23 protein-coding genes are annotated in these 22,034 nt (G+C 74.9%); 20 read left to right on the forward strand and 3 right to left on the reverse strand.

The window, feature by feature from the left end:
- Positions 1-17 precede the first annotated feature (17 nt).
- Positions 18-680 (forward strand): MOSC domain-containing protein, encoded by a 663-nt coding sequence (locus ACQFYA_RS01950; RefSeq protein WP_499121056.1) that lies wholly within the window; start codon positions 18-20, stop codon positions 678-680.
- On the opposite strand, the gene ACQFYA_RS01955 is transcribed toward ACQFYA_RS01950, so the two are convergent.
- Entirely contained in the window at positions 634-1,815 is a 1,182-nt protein-coding gene (locus tag ACQFYA_RS01955) for a hypothetical protein (RefSeq protein WP_499121059.1), read from the reverse strand. The two genes, ACQFYA_RS01950 and ACQFYA_RS01955, sit on opposite strands and share 47 nt — an antisense overlap.
- Positions 1,816-2,052: 237 nt before the next feature.
- Between ACQFYA_RS01955 and ACQFYA_RS01960 the strand changes: the two genes are divergently transcribed.
- The 16 genes from ACQFYA_RS01960 to ACQFYA_RS02035 all read left to right on the forward strand — a co-directional run bounded on the left by ACQFYA_RS01960 (position 2,053) and on the right by ACQFYA_RS02035 (position 17,771).
- Positions 2,053-3,057, forward strand: a complete 1,005-nt coding sequence (locus ACQFYA_RS01960; protein ID WP_499121061.1) for an ABC transporter substrate-binding protein — start codon at positions 2,053-2,055, stop codon at positions 3,055-3,057.
- Positions 3,054-3,860, forward strand: coding sequence for an ABC transporter permease (locus tag ACQFYA_RS01965; protein ID WP_499121063.1), 807 nt, complete (start codon positions 3,054-3,056; stop codon positions 3,858-3,860). Before ACQFYA_RS01960 ends, ACQFYA_RS01965 begins: the two co-directional genes overlap by 4 nt.
- The gene (locus tag ACQFYA_RS01970) at positions 3,857-4,678 is read left to right on the forward strand and encodes an ABC transporter permease (RefSeq protein WP_499121065.1); all 822 of its coding nucleotides are present in this window, start codon (positions 3,857-3,859) and stop codon (positions 4,676-4,678) included. Before ACQFYA_RS01965 ends, ACQFYA_RS01970 begins: the two co-directional genes overlap by 4 nt.
- Before the next feature lie 10 nt (positions 4,679-4,688).
- A complete protein-coding gene (locus ACQFYA_RS01975; protein ID WP_499121067.1) occupies positions 4,689-5,495 on the forward strand; it encodes an ABC transporter ATP-binding protein in 807 nt (268 codons plus the stop codon).
- A gap of 4 nt (positions 5,496-5,499) precedes the next feature.
- On the forward strand, positions 5,500-6,297 hold the full coding sequence (locus tag ACQFYA_RS01980; protein WP_499121069.1) for an IclR family transcriptional regulator domain-containing protein: 798 nt from the start codon (positions 5,500-5,502) through the stop codon (positions 6,295-6,297).
- Positions 6,298-6,317: 20 nt separating this feature from the next.
- Positions 6,318-7,559: a thiolase family protein gene (locus tag ACQFYA_RS01985; protein WP_499121070.1), complete on the forward strand. Its 1,242-nt coding sequence runs from the start codon at positions 6,318-6,320 to the stop codon at positions 7,557-7,559.
- Positions 7,556-8,245 (forward strand): 3-oxoacid CoA-transferase subunit A, encoded by a 690-nt coding sequence (locus ACQFYA_RS01990; protein WP_499121071.1) that lies wholly within the window; start codon positions 7,556-7,558, stop codon positions 8,243-8,245. The genes ACQFYA_RS01985 and ACQFYA_RS01990 overlap by 4 nt, the downstream gene beginning before the upstream one ends.
- Positions 8,242-8,949 carry a 3-oxoacid CoA-transferase subunit B gene (locus ACQFYA_RS01995; RefSeq protein WP_499121073.1) on the forward strand — a complete coding sequence of 236 codons (708 nt, stop codon included), beginning with the start codon at positions 8,242-8,244 and terminating at the stop codon, positions 8,947-8,949. The genes ACQFYA_RS01990 and ACQFYA_RS01995 overlap by 4 nt, the downstream gene beginning before the upstream one ends.
- Positions 8,946-10,178 carry a 4-hydroxybenzoate 3-monooxygenase gene (locus tag ACQFYA_RS02000; protein ID WP_499121075.1) on the forward strand — a complete coding sequence of 411 codons (1,233 nt, stop codon included), beginning with the start codon at positions 8,946-8,948 and terminating at the stop codon, positions 10,176-10,178. The genes ACQFYA_RS01995 and ACQFYA_RS02000 overlap by 4 nt, the downstream gene beginning before the upstream one ends.
- A complete protein-coding gene (gene pcaH, locus ACQFYA_RS02005; RefSeq protein ID WP_499121077.1) occupies positions 10,175-10,945 on the forward strand; it encodes a protocatechuate 3,4-dioxygenase subunit beta in 771 nt (256 codons plus the stop codon). The genes ACQFYA_RS02000 and pcaH overlap by 4 nt, the downstream gene beginning before the upstream one ends.
- The gene (pcaG, locus tag ACQFYA_RS02010; RefSeq protein WP_499121080.1) at positions 10,938-11,690 is read left to right on the forward strand and encodes a protocatechuate 3,4-dioxygenase subunit alpha; all 753 of its coding nucleotides are present in this window, start codon (positions 10,938-10,940) and stop codon (positions 11,688-11,690) included. Before pcaH ends, pcaG begins: the two co-directional genes overlap by 8 nt.
- Entirely contained in the window at positions 11,683-13,185 is a 1,503-nt protein-coding gene (locus tag ACQFYA_RS02015; RefSeq protein WP_499121083.1) for a lyase family protein, read from the forward strand. Before pcaG ends, ACQFYA_RS02015 begins: the two co-directional genes overlap by 8 nt.
- A complete protein-coding gene (locus ACQFYA_RS02020; protein WP_499121086.1) occupies positions 13,182-14,024 on the forward strand; it encodes an alpha/beta fold hydrolase in 843 nt (280 codons plus the stop codon). Before ACQFYA_RS02015 ends, ACQFYA_RS02020 begins: the two co-directional genes overlap by 4 nt.
- Positions 14,021-14,476 (forward strand): 4-carboxymuconolactone decarboxylase, encoded by a 456-nt coding sequence (gene pcaC, locus ACQFYA_RS02025; RefSeq protein WP_499121088.1) that lies wholly within the window; start codon positions 14,021-14,023, stop codon positions 14,474-14,476. Before ACQFYA_RS02020 ends, pcaC begins: the two co-directional genes overlap by 4 nt.
- 215 nt (positions 14,477-14,691) lie before the next feature.
- Complete coding sequence (locus ACQFYA_RS02030; RefSeq protein ID WP_499121090.1) at positions 14,692-16,380, forward strand: HNH endonuclease signature motif containing protein; 1,689 nt, start codon at positions 14,692-14,694, stop codon at positions 16,378-16,380.
- Positions 16,381-16,505: 125 nt separating this feature from the next.
- Positions 16,506-17,771 carry a metallophosphoesterase family protein gene (locus ACQFYA_RS02035; RefSeq protein ID WP_499121093.1) on the forward strand — a complete coding sequence of 422 codons (1,266 nt, stop codon included), beginning with the start codon at positions 16,506-16,508 and terminating at the stop codon, positions 17,769-17,771.
- A gap of 15 nt (positions 17,772-17,786) precedes the next feature.
- On the opposite strand, the gene ACQFYA_RS02040 is transcribed toward ACQFYA_RS02035, so the two are convergent.
- Positions 17,787-18,320: a PH domain-containing protein gene (locus ACQFYA_RS02040; protein ID WP_499121095.1), complete on the reverse strand. Its 534-nt coding sequence runs from the start codon at positions 18,318-18,320 to the stop codon at positions 17,787-17,789.
- 58 nt (positions 18,321-18,378) lie between these two features.
- Entirely contained in the window at positions 18,379-19,017 is a 639-nt protein-coding gene (locus ACQFYA_RS02045; RefSeq protein ID WP_499121098.1) for a histidine phosphatase family protein, read from the reverse strand.
- A 191-nt stretch (positions 19,018-19,208) separates the two neighbouring features.
- On the opposite strand from ACQFYA_RS02045, the gene ACQFYA_RS02050 reads away from it, so the two are divergent.
- The 3 genes from ACQFYA_RS02050 (at position 19,209) to ACQFYA_RS02060 (ending at position 21,919) form a co-directional block, all read left to right on the forward strand.
- Positions 19,209-19,682 carry an NfeD C-terminal domain-containing protein gene (locus ACQFYA_RS02050; RefSeq protein ID WP_499121101.1) on the forward strand — a complete coding sequence of 158 codons (474 nt, stop codon included), beginning with the start codon at positions 19,209-19,211 and terminating at the stop codon, positions 19,680-19,682.
- A gap of 40 nt (positions 19,683-19,722) precedes the next feature.
- The gene (locus tag ACQFYA_RS02055) at positions 19,723-21,192 is read left to right on the forward strand and encodes a flotillin family protein (protein ID WP_499121103.1); all 1,470 of its coding nucleotides are present in this window, start codon (positions 19,723-19,725) and stop codon (positions 21,190-21,192) included.
- Positions 21,193-21,259: 67 nt separating this feature from the next.
- Entirely contained in the window at positions 21,260-21,919 is a 660-nt protein-coding gene (locus tag ACQFYA_RS02060) for a DsbA family oxidoreductase (protein WP_499121106.1), read from the forward strand.
- Positions 21,920-22,034: the final 115 nt, after the last annotated feature.

The following is a 22,034-nucleotide window of genomic DNA, read 5'->3' on the forward strand; positions in this document are numbered from 1 at the left end:
CCTGAGATGATGCTGCCGTGCCCGAGCTCCTCGCCGTCTGCCGCGTCCTCGCCCTCCTGCCCGACGCCGGGACCGTCGGCGTCACCGCCATCGACAAGCGCCCCGTCGCCGGCCGCGTGAAGGCGCGCCCGTACGGGCTGTACGCCGACGTGCAGGCGGACCGCGCCAACCACGGCGGCCTCGACCAGGCGGTCTACGCGTACTCCCAGGAGGACGCCGACGCGTGGGGCGCGGAGCTGGGCTACGAGGTCACGCCGGGGCTGTTCGGCGAGAACCTGCGCACCCGCGGCCTCGAGGTGAGCCGCGCCGTGGTCGGCGAGCGCTGGCGCGTGGGCATGGTTCTCCTCGAGGTGACGCAGCCGCGCACGCCGTGCCAGACGTTCGCCCGCCGCCTCGGCTCGCCGCCGCGCTGGGTGCGCCGGTTCACGCAGGCGAACCGGACCGGCGCCTACCTCCGCGTCGTCGAGAACGGCGACCTGGGCGCCGGCGACGAGATCGAGGTGGTGCGCCGGCCCGCGCACGGCGTGACGCTCGCGGACTGGTTCGGGGCGTTCAACCGGCTCGACGGCGCGCCCGAGCTCGCCGACGTCGCGAAGGCCCTGGTCGTGGCCCACGACGGCGGCGAGCTGCGGCTCAGCGACGAGATGCGGGAGCGGGCCGAGCAGGCCCTCGCTCGCTGAGCGGTGCCGACCCGGAGCCGACGCCGTACCGGTGCCCCGCATAGCCCCAGACGGCGAGGGTGAGCGCCGGTCCCCAGAACCAGGCGGGAAAGAACACGGCGCCGGCCCATCCCATCAGGAGCAGCATCGGGACCGCCGCCCCGCACAGCATGACGGCGACGATCCCGCCGGGCACGATCGCGGCGGCCGGCGGCACCGGTCGGCCGGCGCGGCGGCCGAACCAGCGCGGCAGGCGCTCGCCCCACGGCAGGATCAGGCCGAGCGTGAGGACGACGCCGAGCCAGGCCGCCGATCCCAGCGCCATGCCCTGGAACCGCATCGCGAGAGGCAGCTCGCCGTCGATCGACAGCTGCGGCCACGGCGTGAGCCACGTGAGGCGGGCCAGGGCGTACGGGAGCGGGCCGAGGGCAGCCACGATCGTGAACAGCCGGCGGTGACGGGTCACCCACGCGCTGGCGCGCCGCAGCGTCCCGCGCCGCCAGGCGCGCGCCGCGGCCAGCCCCGCCCATGCCACCGCCGTCGCCAGGGGGAGCAGCACGCCGAGCAGGCTCCAGCGCTCGCGGGCGAAGCCGCTCGCGACGCCCCCGAGCCAGAGGGCGAGGTCGTCGCGGGTCGCCACGATCCCGACGACGGCGAGCGCGCCCGCCGCCGCGACGGGCAGCCGCCATACGGGCCGGTTGCGGTACACCTGCACGCCCGCCCACACGGCGAGCAGCGGCACGGCCAGCGAGACGAGGTAGCCGGCGCCGCTGAGCGTGCCCGTGCCCTGCGCGAGGAGCCCGAACGCGAGCACCTCGACGACGGCGACCGACGCGCCGGCCCGCCCCGGCTGGTGCCGGGTGGCCAGCACGACCGCGGCCGTCGCGGTGCCGAACAGCGCGACCGCGAGCAGCAGCCAGGCGAGCGGCAGGCCGGGCAGGAGCGTGTGCCCGAGCGAGTTCCCGCTCTCGCGGAACGGGTCGACGTCGGGCCGCGCGGCGAAGAACCCGAGCAGGGCCGCCGTCGCGGCGGACGTGACGAGCGCGGCACCGGCGATCCGGCGTTCGAGCGGTGAGGCCTCCCGGTCGCGTGGGCCGGCGTCGGGCGCCGGGAGGTCGCCGCGGGGGAGCTCTCTGGGGACGGACGTGCTGGTCATCGTGCTGCCTCCGGTCGGTGGGTGGGTGTGCTCCCACGCTCGCGCCGGCGGGGTGGCCGGGGCTTCCCCCGTACGGGGGAACCGCGTCCCCCGCGCACGGGAACCTGCGTCGTGGCAGCCGTCGTCGCCGACCGTTGACCACCGGGGCGGCCGACGCTATGTTCACTCTCAGCACACTCGTTCGGAGAACGGACCACACTGGTTCGCTCCGGTCCGGACCGTTCAAGGGAGAACACCGTGCTCGGGAAGAACCAGGTGCCGGGGAAGAACGTCCCGCGCCGCACCGTCCCCGCCGTCGTCGCCGCGGCGTCCGCCCTCGCCCTGGCCGCGTGCAGCGGCTCGTCGGGCGAGCCCGACCCCGCGGCATCGGGGGAGGGCGGGCTCACGCCCGTCACCGTGGGCGTCATCCCGATCGTGGACGTCGCGCCGATCTACCTGGGCGTCCAGGAGGGGTTCTTCGAGGACGAGGGCCTCGACGTCACCCTCGAGCTCGCGCAGGGCGGCGCCGCCATCGTGCCCGCCGTGGCCAGCGGCGAGTACCAGTTCGGGTTCAGCAACGTCACGTCGCTCCTGCTCGCGTCGCAGCAGGGCCTGCCGCTGAAGGTCGTGGCCCCGGGGAACCTCACCACCGGGGAGGCCGGCAAGGACTTCGCGGCCGTCGTCGCGATGCCGGACTCGGGCATCGAGGACGCCGCCGACCTGGCCGGCCGGACGGTCGCCGTCAACACCCTCAACAACATCGGCGACACCACGGTCCGCAAGGTCGTGGACGACGCGGGCGGCGACCCGTCCGCCGTCGAGTTCGTCGAGATGGGCTTCCCGGACATGCCGGCCGCCGTCGAGAGCGGCCAGGTCGACGCCGCCTGGATCCTCGAGCCGCACCTCACCCGCGCGCTGCAGGCCGGGGCCGAGCCCGTCGCGTGGAACTTCGCCGAGACGGACCCGAACCTGCTCATCGCCGCCTACTTCACGTCGGAGCAGCAGGTCGCCGACGACCCGGAGACTGTGGACGCGTTCACCGCCGCGCTCGAGAAGTCCCTGACGTACGCGGAGGAGAACCCCGACGAGACGCGCGCCGTCCTCGACTCGTACACCGAGATCGACCCGGCCGTGAAGGACGCCATGGTCATGCCGCGCTTCACCGCCGAGCTCGACGAGGCGCAGGTCCAGCGGCTCGCCGACCTCGGCCTGCAGTACGGCATGTTCGACGAGCCCGTCGACGTCTCGGCGCTGATGCCATGACGGTCGCCCGCCCTGCACCCGCCCGCCCGCTCGCCCACCGGGCCGCCTGGCTCGGCGCCGCGGGCGTGGCGACGCTGCTCGTCGTGCTGCAGGTGGTGCCCTCGTCGGGCCTCGTGAACCCGGACTTCCTGCCGCCGACGACCCAGATCCTCGCCGCGCTGGTGGAGCGGGTGCAGACGCCGGAGTTCTGGGTGGCCCTCGGGGACACGCTCGTCACGTGGATCGCCGGCCTGGCGATCTCCGTGGTGGCGGGCGTCGTGCTGGGCGTGGTCATCGGCATGGTGCCGTTCCTGCGCGCGGCCACGGCGTCGACGATCGAGTTCCTGCGACCGGTGCCGTCGGTGGCGCTCATCCCGATCGCGGTGCTGCTGTGGGGCACGGGCGTGCAGGCCACGCTGCTGCTGGTGGTGTACGCGTCGTTCTGGCAGGTGCTGGTGCAGGTGCTCGCGGGCGTGCAGGACGTGGACCCGGTGGCGAGCGACACCGCCCGGTCGTACCGGTTCTCCGTGCTCGCCCGCGTGCGCACCCTCGTGTGGCCGACCGCGCTGCCGTACGTCATGACCGGGCTGCGCCTGGGCGCCGCGGTGGCGCTCATCCTCACGGTGACGGGCGAGATGCTCATCGGCACGCCGGGCATCGGCAAGCTGCTCGCCGTCGCGCGCGAGTCCGGGGCGGTGCCGTCGATGTACGCGCTGGTCGTCGTCACCGGGCTGCTCGGCGTCGCGGTCAACCTGCTGGCCCGGGCGCTGGAGCACCGCGCCCTGTTCTGGCACCCCTCCGTGCGCGGGGAGGTCGCGGCATGAGCACCGCCCGGACGGCCACGGCCCGCAGCGTCGTGAAGTCCGTCCTCTACGCCGTCGGGCTGCCGCTCGTGCTCCTCGCCGCGTGGTGGGTCGCGTCGGCGGACAGCGTGTCGCCGTACAACCCGCCGCTGTCGGAGATCCTCGCGACGTTCGGGCCCACGTGGTTCTCGGGCGACACGTTCGCCGACACCCGGTTCGTGCAGGACATCGTGCCGAGCCTGGGCCGCCTGCTCGTGGGGTACGCCGTGGCCCTGGTCGTCGGGGTCGCGCTCGGCGTGCTCATCGGTGCGGTGCGGCCGCTGCGGGAGTTCGCCGAGCCCGTGCTGGAGTTCTTCCGCGCCATCCCGCCGCCCGTGATGGTCCCGGTGCTGATGCTGTTCCTCGGCGTCGGCACGTCGATGCGGGTGTTCGTCATCGCGACCGGCGCGCTGTGGCCCGTCCTGCTCAACACCGTCGAGGGGGTGCGCGGCCTGGACCCGGTGCTCACGGACACGGCGCGCGCGTTCCGGCTCGGCCGGTGGGGCCGGGTGCGGCGGCTCATGCTGCCGGGGGCGGGCCCGCAGATCGTCACCGGCGCCCGGCAGGCGCTGTCGATCGCGATCATCCTCATGGTGATCAGCGAGATGTTCGCGGCCCGCGACGGCCTCGGGTTCTCGGTGGTGCAGTTCCAGCGCAGCTTCGCCATCCCCGAGATGTGGAGCGGCGTCATCATGCTCGGCCTGCTCGGGGTGCTCCTGTCGTTCGTCTTCCGGATCGCGACCGACGCGGTCCTCGCCTGGTACCACGGGTACCTGCGGTCCCAGCGTGGAGGTGCCTAGATTGACTGCGATGCTCGAGGTCCGAGGACTCCGCAAGGTCTACACGGGCCGCGGAGAGCCCGTCGAGGCGATCGCGGACCTGTCGTTCCAGGTCGCCGACGGCGAGCTCGTGTGCGTCGTCGGTCCGTCCGGGGCGGGCAAGACGACGCTGCTGCGGTGCCTCGCCGGCCTGCTGCCCGCGACGTCGGGCGACGTCGCCCTCGCCGGAACGCCCGTCACCGGCCCGCCGCCGGGCATGGCGGTCGTGCTGCAGGAGTACGGGCGCTCGCTGTTCCCGTGGATGACGGTGACGCAGAACGTCGAGCTGCCGCTCAAGGAGAAGGGCGTGGCCCGCGCGGAGCGGGCGCGGCTCGTCGGCGAGGCGCTGGAGGCGGTGGGCCTGGCCGACGTCGGCCGCTCCTACCCGTGGCAGCTCTCCGGCGGCATGCAGCAGCGCGTGGCGATCGCGCGGGCGGTGGCGTACGAGCCGCAGGTGCTGCTCATGGACGAGCCGTTCGCCGCCGTCGACGCCCAGACCCGCTTCGAGCTCGAGGACCTCGTCCGCGCGCTGTGGAAGCGGCTGGGGGTGACCGTCGTCTTCGTCACCCACGACATCGACGAGGCCATCTACCTCGGCGAGCGCGTGCTCGTGCTCTCCGCGCGGCCGACCGTGATCCTCGAGGACGTGCGCGTCGGGCTGGGGGCCGAGCGCGACCAGCTCGACACCCGCGGCGCCCCCGAGTTCGCGCGGCTGCGCACCCACGTCTACGAGCTCGTGCAGCAGGCGAAGCAGGGCGTGCGCTCGCTCGCCGACGCACGGCTGACCCATGCAGGCTGACGCCATGGACGACACGGAGACGGTGGAGGACCGGGCGCCCCGGTCCGGGGAGTTCGTCCAGTCGCTCGACCGCGGGCTGGCGGTGATCCGCGCGTTCGGCGCGGACCGGCCGTCCCTCACGCTGAGCGAGGTCGCCCGCGTCACGGGGCTGAGCCGCGCGTCCGCGCGGCGGTTCCTGCACACGCTGGTCGACCTGGGGTACGTGCGCTCGGACGGCCGCGAGTTCGCGCTGCGGCCCGCCGTGCTCGACCTCGGCTACGCGTACCTGTCCAGCCTCACGCTGCCCGAGGTCGCGGCGCCGCACCTGGAGCAGCTGTCCGAGGAGGTGGGGGAGTCGTCGTCGGTGGCGGTGCTCGACGGCGCGGACATCGTCTACGTGGCGCGCGTCGCGACGCGCCGGATCATGTCGGCGGCGATCCGGGTCGGCACCCGCTTCCCGGCGTTCGCGACGTCGATGGGCCGCGCGATCCTGGCGCACGTGCCGGACGACGAGCGCGCCGCGTTCCTGGACGCCGCGGAGCTGCCCGCGCTCACCGAGCACACCGTCACGACGACGGACGCGCTGCGGGCCGAGCTCGACCGGGCGCGCGAGCAGGGCTGGGCGCTCGTGGACCAGGAGCTCGAGGAGGGCCTGCGCTCCGTCGCCGCGCCCGTGCTCGACGCGCGGGGAGCCGTCGTCGCCGCCGTCAACGTGTCGGCCCCGGTGCGGCGCGGCGACGTGGCCGAGATCCGCGACGACATCGTGCCGCCGCTGCTGGCCGCGGCGAAGCGCATCGAGGACGACCTGATGAGGCTCCGATGACAGCTCCGACGGCAGCTCCGATGACAGGGGACGCGTACCTGTACGACGCCGTGCGGACGCCGTTCGGCCGGTACGGCGGCGCGCTCGCGGGGGTGCGCCCGGACGACCTGGCCGCGTTCGTCGTGGGCGAGCAGGTGCGCCGCGCCCCGGGCCTCGACCCGGCGGCGATCGACGACGTCGTCCTGGGCAACGCGAACGGCGCGGGCGAGGAGAACCGCGACGTCGCGCGCATGGCCGTCCTGCTCGCGGGCCTGCCGCTGAGCGTGCCGGGCGCCACCGTGAACCGGCTGTGCGGCTCGTCGCTGGAGGCCGCGGTGCAGGCGGCGCGGGCCGTCGAGACCGGGGACGCCGACGTCGTCGTCGCGGGCGGCGTCGAGTCCATGTCGCGGGCGCCGTGGGTGCTGCCCAAGCCGGCGCGGCCGTTCCCCGCGGGGGACGCGGCGCTCGTGTCGACGACGCTCGGCTGGCGGCTCGTCAACCCGCGGATGGAGGCGGACTGGACGGTGTCGCTGGGGGAGGCCACCGAGCGGCTGCGCGCGAAGCACGGCATCAGCCGCGAGCGCCAGGACGCCTTCGCGCTGCGGAGCCATCACCTCGCGGCGGCGGCCTGGGACGCCGGGTACTACGACGACCTGGTCGCCCCGGTGCCGGGCACCGACCTGCGCCGCGACGAGACGATCCGCCCCGACACGTCCCTCGAGAGGCTGGCGGCGCTGGCACCGGCGTTCCGCGACGACGGCACGGTCACCGCGGGCAACGCCTCGCCGCTGTCGGACGGCGCGTCGGCGGCGCTGATCGGGTCGGCGCGGGCGGCGGGGCTCACGGGACTGGAGCCGCTCGCCCGCATCGCCGGCCGGGCGACGGTCGCGGGCGAGCCGCAGTACTTCGGCGCCGCGCCCGTGGAGGCGGTGAACCGGGCGCTGGAGCGCTCCGGGATCGGGTGGGACGACGTCGGCGCGGTCGAGCTCAACGAGGCGTTCGCCGCCCAGTCGCTGGTGTGCGCCGACGCGTGGGGGCTGGACGACGACCTCGGCACCGGGGCCGGGGTCCTCGACGCAGGGATCCTCAACGGCTGGGGCGGCGCGGTCGCCCTCGGCCACCCGCTGGGCGCGTCGGGCACGCGGGTGCTGGGCACGCTGGCGCGGCGGCTGCAGGCCTCGGGCGCGCGGTGGGGCGTCGCGGCGCTGTGCATCGGCGTCGGGCAGGGCACGGCGCTGGTGCTGGAGAACGTCGGCCCGGGGTCCGGCGGGGAGGTGCGATGACGCGCGTCGCGGAGACTGCGCAGGAGGCGCTGGGGGACGTGCCGGACGGCGCCACCGTGATGATCGGCGGGTTCGGTCCGGCCGGCCAGCCGGTCGAGCTCATCGAGGCGCTGCTCGCCTCGGGCGCCTCCGACCTCGTCGTCGTGTCGAACAACGCGGGCAACGGCGACGACGCCCTCGCGCGGCTGGTGCGCGACGGCCGGGTGCGCCGCATCGTCTGCTCGTTCCCGCGGCAGGTGGACTCGTGGCACTTCGACGCCGCGTACCGCGCCGGCCGCATCGAGCTGGAGCTCGTGCCGCAGGGCAACCTCGCCGAGCGCATCCGTGCCGCGGGGGCGGGGATCGGGGCGTTCTTCACGCCCACCGGATACGGCACGCCGCTCGCCGAGGGCAAGGAGACGCGGGTGCTCGACGGCGTGCCGATGGTGCTGGAGACGCCGCTGCGGGCCGACGTCGCGCTGGTCAAGGCGCACCGCGCGGACACGGCCGGCAACCTCGTCTACCGCCGCACGGCGCGCAACTTCGGGCCGGTGATGGCCACGGCCGCGGAGCGCACGGCGGCCCAGGTGCGCGAGGTCGTGCCGGCGGGCGCCCTCGACCCGGAGGCCGTCGTGACGCCCGGCATCTACGTGGCGGCCGTCGTGGCCCTGGACAGCACGACCGCCGTCGCGGGGGTGAGCGCATGACCGACCGTACGGGGACGTCGGGCACGTCGCGCACCTCGGGGACGACGGGCACCTCGGGAACGGCGGCGGGGCCCCTGACCAGGCAGCAGCTCGCGGCGCGGGTCGCCGCCGACATCGCGCCGGGCTCGTACGTCAACCTCGGCATCGGCCTGCCGACGCTCGTGGGCGACCACCTCCCGGCGGGCTCCGGCATCACGCTGCACACGGAGAACGGCATGCTCGGCATGGGCCCCGCCCCGGCGCCCGAGGACGTGGACCCCGAGCTGATCAACGCGGGCAAGGTGCCGGTCACGGAGCTGCCGGGGGCGTCGTACTTCCACCAGGCCGACTCGTTCGCGATGATGCGCGGCGGCCACATCGACGTGTGCGTGCTGGGCGCGTTCCAGGTGTCGGTGGGCGGCGACCTGGCGAACTGGTCGACGGGCGCGCCCGACGCGGTCCCGGCCGTCGGCGGCGCGATGGACCTCGCGGTGGGCGCCCGGCGCACGGTCGTGATGATGACCCTGCTGGCCAAGGACGGGTCGCCCAAGGTCGTCGAGGGGTGCACGCTGCCGCTCACCGGCGTCGGTTGCGTGTCGCGGGTCTACGCCGACCGGGCGGTGCTCGACGTGGGTCCGGACGGCGCGTCGGTGGTCGAGCGCTTCGGCGTGGGGCACGCGGAGCTCGAGGACCTGCTCGGCCTGACCCTGGGCGGCGCCGAGTGACGGGCCCGGCGACGACGAGGGTCGAGCGCACGCAGGTCGCCATCGTGGGCGGCGGCCCGGCGGGGCTGCTGCTGTCGCACCTGCTGCACGACGCGGGCGTCGAGCACGTCGTCCTGGAGTCCCGCACCCGCGACGAGATCTACCGCACCACCCGCGCGGGCATCCTCGAGGCCGGCTCGGTGTCCACGCTCGTGGACGCCGGCATGGACCGCGTGCTGCGCGAGGGCGACCGGCACGACGGCATCACGCTGCGGTTCGACGGCGAGAGCCACCGCGTCGACCTGCACGGCCTCACCGGCAGCGCGGTGTGGCTGTACCCGCAGACGGAGGTGTTCACCGACCTCGCGGACCGCGCCGCGGAGAACGGCGCGGACGTGCGCTGGCAGGCCGCCGTCACCGAGGTGCTCGACCTCCGCACCGACACCCCGGGCGTGCGCTGGACCGACGCCGACGGCGGGGAGCACGAGCTGCGCTGCGACGTGCTCGTCGGCGCCGACGGCTCGCGCTCGACCTGCCGGCACACGCTGCCCGAGGACCTGCGGCGGCACTACGTGCACGAGTACCCGTACGCCTGGTTCGGCGTCATCGTCGAGGCGCCGCGCAGCGCCGCCGAGCTCGTGTACACGGCCTCGGAGCACGGGTTCGCGCTCATCAGCCAGCGCACCGAGACCCACCAGCGGATGTACTTCCAGTGCGACCCCGACGAGGACCCCGCCGGCTGGGACGACGCGCGCATCTGGCACGAGCTCCAGCGGCGCGTCGCCGGGGCGGACGGATTCCGCCTCGTCGAGGGGCCGGTCACCGAGCGGTCGGTGCTGCGCTTCCGGTCGTCGGTCCTCGAGCCCGTGCGGCACGGCCGCATGCTGCTCGCCGGCGACGCCGCGCACACCGTTCCCCCCACGGGCGCCAAGGGGCTCAACCTGGCGCTCGGGGACGTCGTCGTGCTGCACGACGTGCTGACCACCTGGTTCGCTCGGGGCGGACCGGGAAGCGCCGCCGACGACCTGCTCGACGAGTACGGCCGGCGCGTGTCGGAGCGCGTGTGGCGGGCGCAGCACTTCTCGGCCTGGATGAGCCGGATGCTGCACTCGCACCCGGCCGAGTCGGGCTTCGAGGCCCGCCGCCGGGTCGCCGAGCTGCGCATGCTCGTCGCGTCGGAGAGCGGGCGCAGGTTCCTCGCCGAGGGCTACACCGGCTGGGGGCCGATCATCACGGAAGGAGCGAAGTGACCGAGAGCCAGACGGACCTGTCCACCGAGATCCGGGCCAGCCACCAGGCATACCGCGACGCGCTGTCCGAGGGCGCGCCGGAGGAGACCGGCCCGGTGCGCGACTTCGCGCCGTACCGCAGCTCCCTGCTGCGCCACCCCACCAAGGACCTGCGGCACGCCGACCCGGAGACGATCGAGCTGCTCTCGCCCGTCTTCGGCGAGCGCGACATCGGCCCGCTCGAGGCGGACCTCACCGTCCAGCACGGCGGCGAGCCGATCGGCGAGCGCATCGTGGTGGCGGGCCGTGTGCTCGACGGCGCCGGGCGCCCCGTGCGGGGCCAGCTCGTCGAGGTGTGGCAGGCGAACGCGGGAGGCCGGTACATCCACAAGCGCGACCAGCACCCGGCCCCGATCGACCCGAACTTCACCGGGGTCGGCCGCGCCCTCACCGACGACGACGGCTGGTACCGGTTCACCACCATCAAACCCGGCCCGTACCCGTGGAAGAACCACGTGAACGCCTGGCGCCCCGCGCACATCCACTTCTCCCTCTTCGGCACGGACTTCACGCAGCGCACCGTGACGCAGATGTACTTCCCCGGCGACCCGCTGTTCGCCCTCGACCCCATCTACCAGTCGATCCGCGACCCGCAGGCCCGCGACCGGCTCGTCGCCGTCTACGACCACGCGCTCACCTCCCCCGAGTGGTCCACGGGCTACCGGTGGGACATCGTGCTGTCGGGATCGGGCCGCACCTGGACGGAGCCGGAGGACGACGATGAGTGACACGACGCGCCCCGCGGCGCCGGGCGCCGCCACCCCCGCTCTGCGACCCACCCCCGGGCAGACGGTGGGCCCGTTCTTCGCGTTCGGGCTGCCGTACGACCGGGGGAACGAGCTGGTCGAGCCCGGCACCCCGGGCGCGGTGCGCCTGCACGGCACGGTGTCCGACGGCGCGGGCCGGCCCGTGCCCGACGCCCTGCTGGAGATCTGGCACGCCGACCCCTCGGGCGCCGTCCTGCAGCGCCCGGGCTCGATCCAGCGCGACGGCACGTTCACCGGCTGGGGCCGCGCCGAGACCGACCGCGAGGGCAGGTACTGGTTCCGCACGCTCGAACCCGGCCCGACCGCGCCCGGGAAGGCCGCCGTGATCGCCGTCGCGGTGTTCGCCCGCGGCCTCACCGACCGGCTGTTCACGCGCTCCTACCTGCCGGACGACGGCGACCCGGACAGGGCGGCGGCGCTCGCCGCCGACCCGCTCCTCGCCGGGCTGGAGCCGGAGCGTCGTGCGACGCTCGTCGCGACGCGCGAGCCCGACGGCTCGCTGCGCCACGACGTCCGGCTGCACGGGGAGGGAGAGACGGTGTTCCTCGACCTCGGGCAGGGCACGCCCGGTCACGCACCGCCGCCGCAGCTGTCCGACCACGTGCACGGCGTCGTCCGCGGCGTGGCGGCCGGCCCGCCGTCCGACCCGCTGGTTGAGCCTGTCGACACCCGCGAGCCTGCAGGACCGGGGGCCCGCCGTGCCTGACGTCGGCCTCCTCACCCCGGGCGCGGACCTCGGCCGCGGGTCGCCCGCCGCCGTCACCGACGACGTCGCGGTGCTGCGGGCGATGCTCGCCGCCGAGGCCGCGTGGGTGCGCGCCCAGGTGCGCTGCGGCGTCGTGCCCGCGGCGGTCGGGTCCGTCGTGGACCGGGCCGTGGTAGCGCTCGCGGGGGACGACGGGGCGGCGCTCGCGCTGGCGACCGAGGTGGCGCGCGACGCGGCCGCGGGCGGCAACCCCGTGATCCCGCTGCTCGCCCGGCTGCGGACCGCCGTCGAGGCCGGCTGCGGGACGGCCGTGGCCGCCGGGACGCCGGTGGCCGACGTCGTCGGCGCGGTGCACGCCGGGCTCACGTCGCAGGACGTGCTCGACACCGCGCTCGTGCTCGTGCTGCGCGACGCCGGTCGCGCGGCCGACGCGGGCCTTGCGCGCGCCACCGCCGCGGCGGCCGGCCTCGCGCGCCGGTACCGCGACCTGCCCGCGCTCGGGCGCACGCTCACCCAGCCCGCGGTGCCCATCACGCTCGGCGCCCGCTGCGCCGGGTGGCTGCAGTCCCTCGCGGAGGCGCGGGCGCGGCTCGACGACGCGACCCGCGCGCTGCCGCTCGCGTTCGGCGGCGCGGCCGGGACGCTCGCGCCCCCGTCGGTCGGGCCTGTCGAGACCACGTCGACCTCGGAGGCAGTGCTGCGCCCCGTCGACGCGGCCCCGTCGGTCGAGCCTGTCGAGACCACGTCGACCTCGGAGGCAGCGCTGCGCCCCGTCGGCGCGACCCCGTCGGTCGAGCCTGTCGAGACCACGTCGACCTCGGAGGCAGCGCTGCGCCCCGTCGACGCCTGGGCGGCCGAGCTGGGCCTGCCCGTGACGGCCGGGCCCTGGCACGTCACCCGGTTCCCGGTGGTCCGCGCGGCCGCCGCCCTCGCGGAGGCGTGCGCCGCGCTGGGGACGGTCGCCGTGGACGTCCTGGTCGGCGTGCGCGCCGAGGTGGGGGAGCTGCGCGAGCCCGCCGCCCCCGGCCGCGGGGCGTCGTCGGCGATGGCGCACAAGCGCAACCCCGTGCTGTCCGTGCTCGTGCGCCGGTCGGCGCTCGCGGCCCCCGCGCTGGCGGCGCAGGTGCTCGCGTCCGCGGGCCAGGCCGTCGACGAGCGGCCCGACGGCGCGTGGCACGCCGAGTGGCCCGCGCTGCAGCAGCTCGCGCGGCACGCCGTCGCGGCGTCGCACGCGGGCGCGGAGCTGCTCGAGGGCCTGGAGGTCGACGAGGCGGCCGTCGCGCGGAACCTTCGTGAGCACCTCGGCGCGGGTCCGGGCGCGCGCGACCCGGGGGACGACGAGGAGGCCGGCGGCGCGCGAGCCGGCGCGGACGACGTGGTGGACACCGGCGCGGCGGCGGTCGTCGTCGACCGGGTGCTGGCGCGGTACGCGGGCACGGGTCCGGGCCCGGCGCACCGGGCACCCGCCGCCGTCCCCGAGGGAGGCGACCGATGACGACGCCCGACCTCGGCGCGGTCGCGTTCGCGGTGCGTGACGCGACCCGGCCGCTGCTCGTGCTGGGGCCGTCGCTGGGCACGTCGGTCGAGGCGGTGTGGCACGACGTCGTGCCGCTGCTGGACGGCGAGCTCGACGTCGTCGGCTGGGACCTGCCCGGGCACGGGTCGTCGCCCGCGGTGGAGCCGGGCACGCTGGACGACCTGACCATGGCGGACCTGGCGGCCGCGGTGCTGGCGCTCGTCGACCGGGCGCAGGCGGAGCGCGGCGACGCCGGCGCGCCGTTCTGGTACGCGGGCGTGTCCGTGGGCGCGGCCGTCGGCCAGCAGCTGCTTCTCGACGCGCCCGGGCGGGTGCGCGGCGCGCTCCTGTGCTGCACGGCGGCGCGGTTCGGCGAGCCCGGGCCGTGGCGCGAGCGGGGCGCGCTGGTCGCCGCGGCGGGCACGCCCACGCAGGTCGCGGCCGCGGCGGGCCGCTGGTTCGCGCCGGGGTTCCTGGAGCGCGCCCCCGACGTGGGCACGCGCCTGCTCACCGCGCTGCAGACCGCAGACCGGTTCGGCTACGCCGCCGTGTGCGGGGCGCTGTCGCGGTTCGACGTGCGTGACCGGCTCGCCGGGGTCGACGCGCCGGTGATCGCCGTCGCCGGTGCCGACGACCCGGCCACCACCCCGGACGACGTCGCGGAGGTGGCGCGCGGCGTGCGGCGCGGGAGGCTCGTCGTGATCGACGGCGCGGCGCACCTCGCGCCCGCCGAGCGGCCGGGTCGCACCGCGGCGCTGGTCCGTGACCTGGTGACCGACCTGGCGACGGACCGGGTGACCGAGGAGGCAGGGAGATGACGACGGCACGGCACGACGACGGGCACGGCGACGGCCGTGTGGGCAACGGGCGTGTGAGCGACGGGCGCACGGGCGACGAACGCCGGCGCGAGTCCGGGACGGCCGTGCGCCGCGCGGTGCTCGGTGACGATCACGTGGACCGGGCGCAGGCGGGGACGACGGCGTTCACCGCCGACTTCCAGGACCTTGTCGCGCGGTACGCGTGGGGCGAGGTCTGGACGCGCCCGGGCCTCGACCTCCGCAGCCGGTCGATGATCACGCTCACCGCGCTGGTCGCCGGCGGGCACTGGGAGGAGCTCGCCATGCACGTGCGCGCGGCCGTCCGCAACGGGCTCACCGTGGACGAGATCCGCGAGGTCCTGCTCCAGACCGCGATCTACTGCTCCGTCCCGAGCGCCAACCGCGCGTTCGCCGTCGCGCAGCGGGTGCTCCACGAGGACGGTCTGGCCTGAGCGGACGGCGCGGTCGCCGCCGTCCACGGACTCCTGATCTGCCCTTGTGAGGTGTGCGCGCGCCCGCTACTCTCGAACACATGTTCGAAGACGACGGGGAGAGGGCGGTCCCCCACTTGCCCGGCCGCCGCCGTTCTCGGGCAACCGGCTCCGGCGCGGCCTGTGCCCCGGTCGCGCCGGAGCCGTACACGTCGCGCGCACCGTTCGTCACGACGGTGCGCGCGACGGTTCTCGAACGCGCGATCGCCGGGCTTCTCGGCAGCGACCAGATCGACACGGTCAAGGTCCGGCCCGGAGCCCGGGCCGGACAGCTGGCCGCCGGCGACCTGGCCGTCGAGGTGGTCGACGAACCTGCTGGCGTCCGGGCGGGCACCGGCACGCTCGTGGGTCGTCCGGACGACTCCGACGACGGCGCTGTCGACCTGCACTGGGCGCCCGGCGGCGCGGTGGTCGACAGCGACAGTCGTGCCGACAGCCGTGCCCGGGTGTCCGGCGGTGTCCGGGGCCGGGCTGCGGCCGAGCCGGTCGACGCAGATGCGGGCTGCCCCGACGACCGGCCCCTGCTGGCGCTGCTGGATGCCATGAGCCCGGGCCCGAAGCTGGCGAGCACGCTGGCGTCGCTGGACGAGGCGAAGCTGGACGACTTCACGATCCTGGAGGTGCTGGCCGCGTGGGAGCGGGTCGCGGCCTGGGCGCAGGCAGGGTCCGCGCGGGTGCTCGCGGAGATGCTGGAGCGCACGCGGGGGTCGTCGCGGCACGAGTTCGTGGCCGACGCGGTCGCGGCACGGCTCGGCCTGACACGGCACGGTGGGGCGCAGCTCGTCACGGTCGCGCACGGGACGTCGCGGCTGCCCGAGGTGGCGGACGCGCTGGCTTCCGGTGTCGTCGACCGGCGCAAGGCGGAGGCACTGATCGACGCCGGGCGCCTTCCCGACCGCCTCCGCCGCGAGGCGGTCGCCGAGGTGCTGCCCGACGCGGAGCGCCTCACGGCACCGCAGATCCGGGCGCGGATGCGTCGTGCGGAGATCGCGGTGGACCCGGACGGGGCGGACGAGCGGTACCGCGCGGCCCGGGCCGAACGGTTCGTGCGGCTCGAGCCCGTGGACGACGCGATGGCCTACCTCACCGCCTACCTGCCCGCGGACGACGCCGCCCGCGCGTTCGCCGCGATCGACGACGTCGGCCTCGCGCTGCGCCGCGCTCCCGGGGAGGCGCGGCGGCTGGACGAGTGCCGCGCCGACGCGTTCATCGCCCTTGTCACCGGACAGATCGACACCGCAGGGAAGGCTGCCGCGGCCGGCGGCGCTGCGCCCCGCCGCAGGGCCGGGGGAGGTGTCCGGGTGTCGGTGGCGGCGTCGACCCTGCTGGGCTCGGACGACCTGCCGGCGATCCTCGCGGGCCACGGCCCGATCCCGGCCGCGATGGCGCGGGCGCTCGCGTCCGACCCGGACGCCGTCTGGCAGCGGCTGTTCACCGACCCGGCGAGCGGGGTGCTGACGGACGTGTCGTCCCGCACCTACCGGCCGGGCGCGGCGCTGCGGGCCGCGGTCGTCGCGCGTGACGTCACGTGCGCGTTCCCCGGCTGCCGGGTGCCCGCCGCGTCCTCGGACCTCGACCACGTCGCACCGTTCGACCCGACCGCCGACGCCCCGCAGACGCACGGTGCCAACCTGCACGCGCTGTGCCGCACCCACCACCGCGCCAAGACGGTCGGCGGCTGGCAGGTCGCGCGGGACCCGGCCACGGGCCGCACCACCTGGACCGCCCCGACCGGCCACCGGTTCGCCCGCGACCCGGTGTCGCACGACCCGCGCACGTCGCTGCCTCCGCACCGAGACCGCGCCCGAGATCGCGACCGAGACCCAAGCCGCGACCGGCACCGGGACGGGCCACCGCCCTTCTGAGCGCGCCCTCCTGAGCGCGCCTCCGGAAAGCGCGCAGCGCGCGTCCCGCCCTGTTCGGGATCTGTCCATGGGGGGTTCATCGCCCGGCCCGTCGGGCGACCCTCGTGCCGCCTACGTTCCGGGGCATGAGCGAGCAACGGAACGAGCACGTCGACGTGTCCACCGGCACCGAGCAGGCTACCGACCAGACGACCGAGCAGACCACCGCGGACGAGCGGTCCGGCCTCGGCCGCCGCACCTTCATGACCCTCACCGGCCTGGGCGCGGCGGGCACCGCCGTCGCGGCGGCCCCGTCGGCGGCGGCGTCGGCCGGCGGTGCGACGTCCGCCGCGGGCGGACGCACCCCCCAGCTGAGATTCCGCAAGGACGGCACGTACACGATCGTGCAGTTCAACGACACCCAGGACGACGAGAAGATCGACCGCCGCACGCTGGAGCTCATGCGCGCGGTGCTGGACGACGAGCGCCCGGACCTGGTGATCCTCAACGGGGACAACATCACCGGCGGCTGCGACACTCCGCTCGAGATGCGGCAGGCCATGAACAACGTGGTCCAGCCGATGGAGGAGCGGCAGGTCCCCTGGGCGATCACGTTCGGCAACCACGACGAGGACTCGACGCCCACCAGCGGCGTGGACGAGGAGCAGATGCTCGCGTTCTACCGCTCGTACCGCCACAACGTGAACGGCCCGACGGCCACGGGGGTGACCGGCCAGGGCAACTCGCACCTGTTGATCGACGGCACGAACGGCCGGCCCGCCTTCAACGTGTGGCTGCTCGACTCGGGCCGGTACGCCCCCAGCACGATCGCGGGGCAGAACCTCACGGGCTACCCGACGTGGGACTGGGTGCGGATGGACCAGGTGGACTGGTACTTCCGCACGTCCGTCGAGCTGGAGAAGCGCTACCGCCGCGCGATCCCGTCCCTCATGTTCATCCACATCCCGCTGTGGGAGTACCGCTTCATGTGGTTCGGCTCGGTGGACGGCCGTACGGCGGCGGACCACGAGCGTGGCGTCGCGCGTCACGGCATCGTGGGGGAGCGCAACGAGGAGGAGTGCCCCGGCCCGTTCAACTCGGGGCTGTTCTCCGCCGTCCAGCATCGGGGCGACGTCCAGGGCATCTTCTGCGGCCACGACCACGTGAACACGTACTCGGGCGACTACTACGGGGTGCGGCTGGGCTACTCCGGCAACACCGGGTTCGGCACGTACGGGCTGAGCGGCGCGGAGCGGAACCGGCTGCGGGGCGCGCGCGTGTACCGGCTCGACGAGTCGGTGGACGGCGTGCTGGTCGACACGACGATGCGGTTCGCGTCCGAGTTCGGCATCGACCTCACGGCCGACGACCAGTGGATGGAGCCGCTGCCGCTGCCTCGCGGGAAGAGCTAGCTCAGCGGCACCGGGTCAGCGACGCCGCCCGCGCGTCGGCTCGGACGGGGGCCACTCGCCGTCGTCCGAGCCGTCGTCGGCGGAGTGCAGCAGCTCCTGCAGCTGCACCTGCACGCGGTCGACGCGCGGCACGTCGCGCAGCATCATCCCCGCCTTCTCGGTGGCGTCGGAGACCTGCAGGGTGCCGCAGCCGAGCATCCGGTCCAGCAGGTCCTTCTCGAGGGCGATGTCGTTGATCCGGTAGAGCGGGATGTCGCGGCCCACGCGGGTGACGATCCCGGAGCGCATGGCGATGCGCTTGGTGGTGACGGTCCACGAGGTGGTGCGCCACCTCAGCCACGGCACGAGCACCCACACCACGGCGACGACGAGCAGCAGGCCGAGCACGATCCAGCGGACCACGTCGTCCATCGGGACGACGAACGAGAACGCCGCGGCGACGAGCAGGACCAGGAGGAGCAGGAACGGCCAGATGACCGCCTTCGCGTGCTCGTGCAGCTCGAGGACGACGTGCTCGCCGCCGATGAGGTCGTCGTCGTTCAGCGTCATGCGGCACATCGTGCCAGACGCGCCGCCGCGCGGGACCGGCCCGGTGCCGCGGCACGGGTCAGACGTGCGGCGGCAGGTTCCAGCCCTCGATGGTCCGCAGGTCGTGGCCGTAGCCGAGCTGGCAGATCGCGGCGGTGCCGAGCTCCAGACGCGACCCGAACCGCGGGTCGATCCCCAGCCATGCCGTCGCGAGCACGCGCAGCAGGTGCCCGTGCGCCACGGCCAGCACGTTGCCGCCGGCCTGCAGGGTGGCGTCGGCGCGCTCGACGAAGCGCCGTGCGCGCGCGGCCACGTCCTCCAGCAGCTCCCCGGGGCGGCCGCCGCCGTGCTCGGTGTCGGGCGGCAGCACGCGCACGCCGTCGTCGAAGATCTGGAAGTCGTGGCCCACGAGGGCGGACACGTCGGCGCTGGTGCGCCCGTCCACGGGGCCGTAGTCCCACTCCGCGAGGTCGGGGTCGACGACGGCGTCGGGGTACCCGACGAGCGCGGCCGTGCGGCGGGCGCGCTCGAGCGGCGAGGCGAACACCGTGGCGAAGGGGATGCCGCCCAGCGCGCGGCCGGCGGTGCGGGCCTGCTCCTCGCCCGCCAGCGTGAGGGGGAGGTCGGTGCGGCCGGTGTGCTGCCCGCTGGCGCTCCACTGCGTCTCGCCGTGGCGCAGGAGCACGAGCTGGGGGTCCTTGCTCGGCACGAGGGGCATGCCTCCGAGCATCGCGCAGGGACGCGCGGCGAGCACGCGGAAGAGGGATCGGCAGGCACGCGGGATAACCCTGTGGACGACGGTTCAGGTGGCTCCCAGAGTTCGCTAGAGTGGCGCCGCCGTCACACGACCATCACATCTTCATCACCAGGTTCGACTCCCGACTCGTCGCCCTCACCTCAGGAGACCGCGTGCTCGTCTTCGTCCTCATCGGCGCGGCAGGGATGGTCCTGCTGCTGGTCTCGCTCCTCGTCGGCGAGCTGGTCGACCTCGGGGACGGTTCGCTGTCCGGGACGTCGCTCGGCGTCGGCGCCGTGGTCTTCGGCGCGGTCGGCACGATCGTCGTCGCCAACGGCCTCGACGCCTGGATCGCCTACGTGGCGTCCGCGGTGGTGGGGGTGCTGGCCATCCTTCTCGCGCAGATGCTCGTGCGCCGGCTGGCGTCGAGCGACGACGGCGTCGCCATCTCTCTGGTCGGGGCCCACGGCACCGCCATGACGGACCTGACGCCGATGTCGGGCGAGGTCTCCCTCGACGTCCCGAGCGAGCTCGAGCGCCGCCTGGCCCGCTCCGACGAGCCGATCGCCGCGGGGTCCCGCGTCGTGGTGCTCGAGCACTCCGGCTCCACCGTGCGGGTCGGGGTTCCCGGCCAGCACGCCCGCTGACCTCCCCACGACCGGAAGGAGACGCGCTCCGGCGCGCACCATGTTCGACTCGACCGATAGCAGCTTCATCACCACGATCGCGGTGCTCGCCCTCGTGGTGGCGTTCCTTGCGGTGGGCATCTTCGTCGCCCAGCGCATCCGCCGGGTGCCGCCGAACCAGGCCCTCGTCATCGTCGGCCGCGGCGCCGGCAAGAAGGAGTCCGCCGCCCAGAGCCAGCGGGTCGTCATCGGCGGCCGCACGTTCGTCTGGCCGATCCTGCAGCAGGGCTTCGCGATCTCGCTCGAGCAGCGCCAGATCGGCATCACCGTCGAGGGTGTCGACAAGAACCGCATCAAGATCGCGATCAAGGCGTCGATCAACTTCAAGGTCCGCGGCGACGACGAGGGCGTGCGCCGCGCGGCGCAGCGCTTCCTGTCGCAGCAGGAGATGCTGACCGAGATCATCAAGGAGTCCCTCGAGGGCTCGCTGCGCTCCATCGTCGGCGACATGACGATCGAGCAGATCATCTCCGACCGCAAGGGCCTGTCCGACCGCGTCGTCGAGTCCACCAAGACCGACCTCGCCGAGCAGGGCCTGCAGGTCGACCTGCTCAACATCTCCGACATCTCCACGCCCGGGTCGGACTACCTGTCCAACCTCGGTCGCGCCGAGGGCGCCCGCGCCCTGCAGGTCGCGGAGGTCTCCGAGGCCGAGGCGCGCCGGGTGTCCGAGTTCGCCGTCATCGAGGCGGCCGAGCAGATCGCCGAACGGCAGAAGGCGCTCGACCTCAAGAAGGCGGTCATCAAGGCCGACACGGACCGCGCGAACGCCGAGGCGGACGCCGCCGGCCAGCTCGCCCGGGCGGAGCAGGACCGGCTCGTGGCGCAGCAGGAGCGCGAGGCGCTGGCCGAGCAGGCCCGCGTGACGCAGGAGCGCCTCGACATCGAGATCCGCAAGCCCGCCGAGGCCCAGGCGTACGCCGAGGTCCAGGAGGCCACCGCGCGCCGCGACGCCGCGAACGCGGCCACCGAGGCCGAGGCGTTCAAGCGCACCACCATCGCCGAGGCGAACAAGACGGCCGCCATCCAGGACGCCGAGGCGTCGGCAACGGCGGTGCGGCGCGCCGGCGAGGCGGAGCGTGACCGCCAGGTCGCGCTGGCCGAGGGCGTCAAGGCCGAGGGCGACGCCCGCGCGTCGGCGATCGAGGCCGAGGGGCGCGCGGAGGCCGTCGCCACGGACGCCAAGGCCGAGGCGCTGAAGAAGTACGGCGAGGCGGCGCTGGTGCAGGAGCTCATCGAGCGCCTCCCGGAGATCGTGCGCGCCGCGGCCGAGCCGATCGGCTCGATCCAGGGCATGACGGTGGTCTCCACCGACGGCGCGTCGGCCGTGACGAAGACGGTCGCGTCCGTGCTCGGCGAGGGGCAGGGCGTCGTCAAGCAGCTCACCGGGGTGGACATCCACCAGCTCATCGCCGGCATCGCGGGCGGGCAGCTGTCGACCAAGGCGGACGAGGCGGCGCCCCTCAACTGAGCGGCGTGCGACGCACGCCACGCCCCGCCGCGGGAATCGCCTCCCGCGGCGGGGCGTTCGTGCGTACGTGACTACTGCTCTCAAGATCGACGTCTGGTCGGACGTCGCGTGCCCCTGGTGCTACATCGGCAAGCGCCGCTTCGAGTCCGCGCTGCAGCGGATCGCGGAGCGCGACGGCGCCGCCCCCGAGGTGGACATCGAGTACCACTCGTTCGAGCTCTCGCCCGACACGCCCGTCGATTTCGAGGGCACGGCGACGGAGTTCCTGGCCGACCACAAGGGCATCCCGCTGGAGACCGCCCAGCAGATGCAGGACCAGGTGACCGCGCTCGCCGCGGCGGAGGGCCTCACGTACCGGATGGACCAGGTGCGGCACACCAAGACCCTCAAGGCGCACGAGCTGCTGCACATCGCCAAGGCCTTCGGCAAGCAGTCGGAGATGAAGGAGCGCCTGCTCCGGGCGTACTTCACCGAGGGCGAGCACGTGGGTCGTGTCGAGGACCTCGCGGACCTCGCCGCCGAGGTCGGCCTGGAGCGCGACGCCGTCCTCGTCGCGCTGAACGCCGGCACCTTCGCCGAGGCGGTCGCGGACGACATGGCGCGCGCCCGCGCGTACGGCATCAACGGCGTCCCGTTCTTCGTGCTCGGCGGCCGCTACGGCGTGTCGGGCGCCCAGGACCCGGACGTCTTCGTCCAGGTGCTCGACCAGGTGCTCGCCGAGAGCTGAGGCGGACGACCGAGGCGCATCTCACACCGCCACCCCTGGCTGTGAGACGCAGTATCACCGAGAATCGAGGCCTCGCCCCGCACCGTCGCGGGCCCGCCACGGGGAGTCGAACAGG

Origin of the sequence: Promicromonospora sp. Marseille-Q5078, from assembly GCF_050315395.1 — a bacterium.
GTDB lineage: Bacteria > Actinomycetota > Actinomycetes > Actinomycetales > Cellulomonadaceae > Isoptericola.

Excerpts from the sequence above, each read along its gene's own strand:
- ACQFYA_RS01955 (WP_499121059.1), bottom strand. The coding sequence starts at position 1,815 with ATGACCAGCACGTCCGTCCCCAGAGAGCTCCCCCGCGGCGACCTCCCG.
- ACQFYA_RS01965 (WP_499121063.1), top strand. The coding sequence starts at position 3,054 with ATGACGGTCGCCCGCCCTGCACCCGCCCGCCCGCTCGCCCACCGGGCC.
- ACQFYA_RS01970 (WP_499121065.1), top strand. The coding sequence starts at position 3,857 with ATGAGCACCGCCCGGACGGCCACGGCCCGCAGCGTCGTGAAGTCCGTC.
- ACQFYA_RS01975 (WP_499121067.1), top strand. The coding sequence starts at position 4,689 with ATGCTCGAGGTCCGAGGACTCCGCAAGGTCTACACGGGCCGCGGAGAG.
- ACQFYA_RS01980 (WP_499121069.1), top strand. The coding sequence starts at position 5,500 with ATGGACGACACGGAGACGGTGGAGGACCGGGCGCCCCGGTCCGGGGAG.
- ACQFYA_RS01985 (WP_499121070.1), top strand. The coding sequence starts at position 6,318 with ATGACAGGGGACGCGTACCTGTACGACGCCGTGCGGACGCCGTTCGGC.
- ACQFYA_RS01990 (WP_499121071.1), top strand. The coding sequence starts at position 7,556 with ATGACGCGCGTCGCGGAGACTGCGCAGGAGGCGCTGGGGGACGTGCCG.
- ACQFYA_RS01995 (WP_499121073.1), top strand. The coding sequence starts at position 8,242 with ATGACCGACCGTACGGGGACGTCGGGCACGTCGCGCACCTCGGGGACG.
- pcaG (WP_499121080.1), top strand. The coding sequence starts at position 10,938 with ATGAGTGACACGACGCGCCCCGCGGCGCCGGGCGCCGCCACCCCCGCT.
- ACQFYA_RS02020 (WP_499121086.1), top strand. The coding sequence starts at position 13,182 with ATGACGACGCCCGACCTCGGCGCGGTCGCGTTCGCGGTGCGTGACGCG.
- pcaC (WP_499121088.1), top strand. The coding sequence starts at position 14,021 with ATGACGACGGCACGGCACGACGACGGGCACGGCGACGGCCGTGTGGGC.
- ACQFYA_RS02035 (WP_499121093.1), top strand. The coding sequence starts at position 16,506 with ATGAGCGAGCAACGGAACGAGCACGTCGACGTGTCCACCGGCACCGAG.
- ACQFYA_RS02040 (WP_499121095.1), bottom strand. The coding sequence starts at position 18,320 with ATGACGCTGAACGACGACGACCTCATCGGCGGCGAGCACGTCGTCCTC.
- ACQFYA_RS02045 (WP_499121098.1), bottom strand. The coding sequence starts at position 19,017 with ATGCCCCTCGTGCCGAGCAAGGACCCCCAGCTCGTGCTCCTGCGCCAC.
- ACQFYA_RS02055 (WP_499121103.1), top strand. The coding sequence starts at position 19,723 with ATGTTCGACTCGACCGATAGCAGCTTCATCACCACGATCGCGGTGCTC.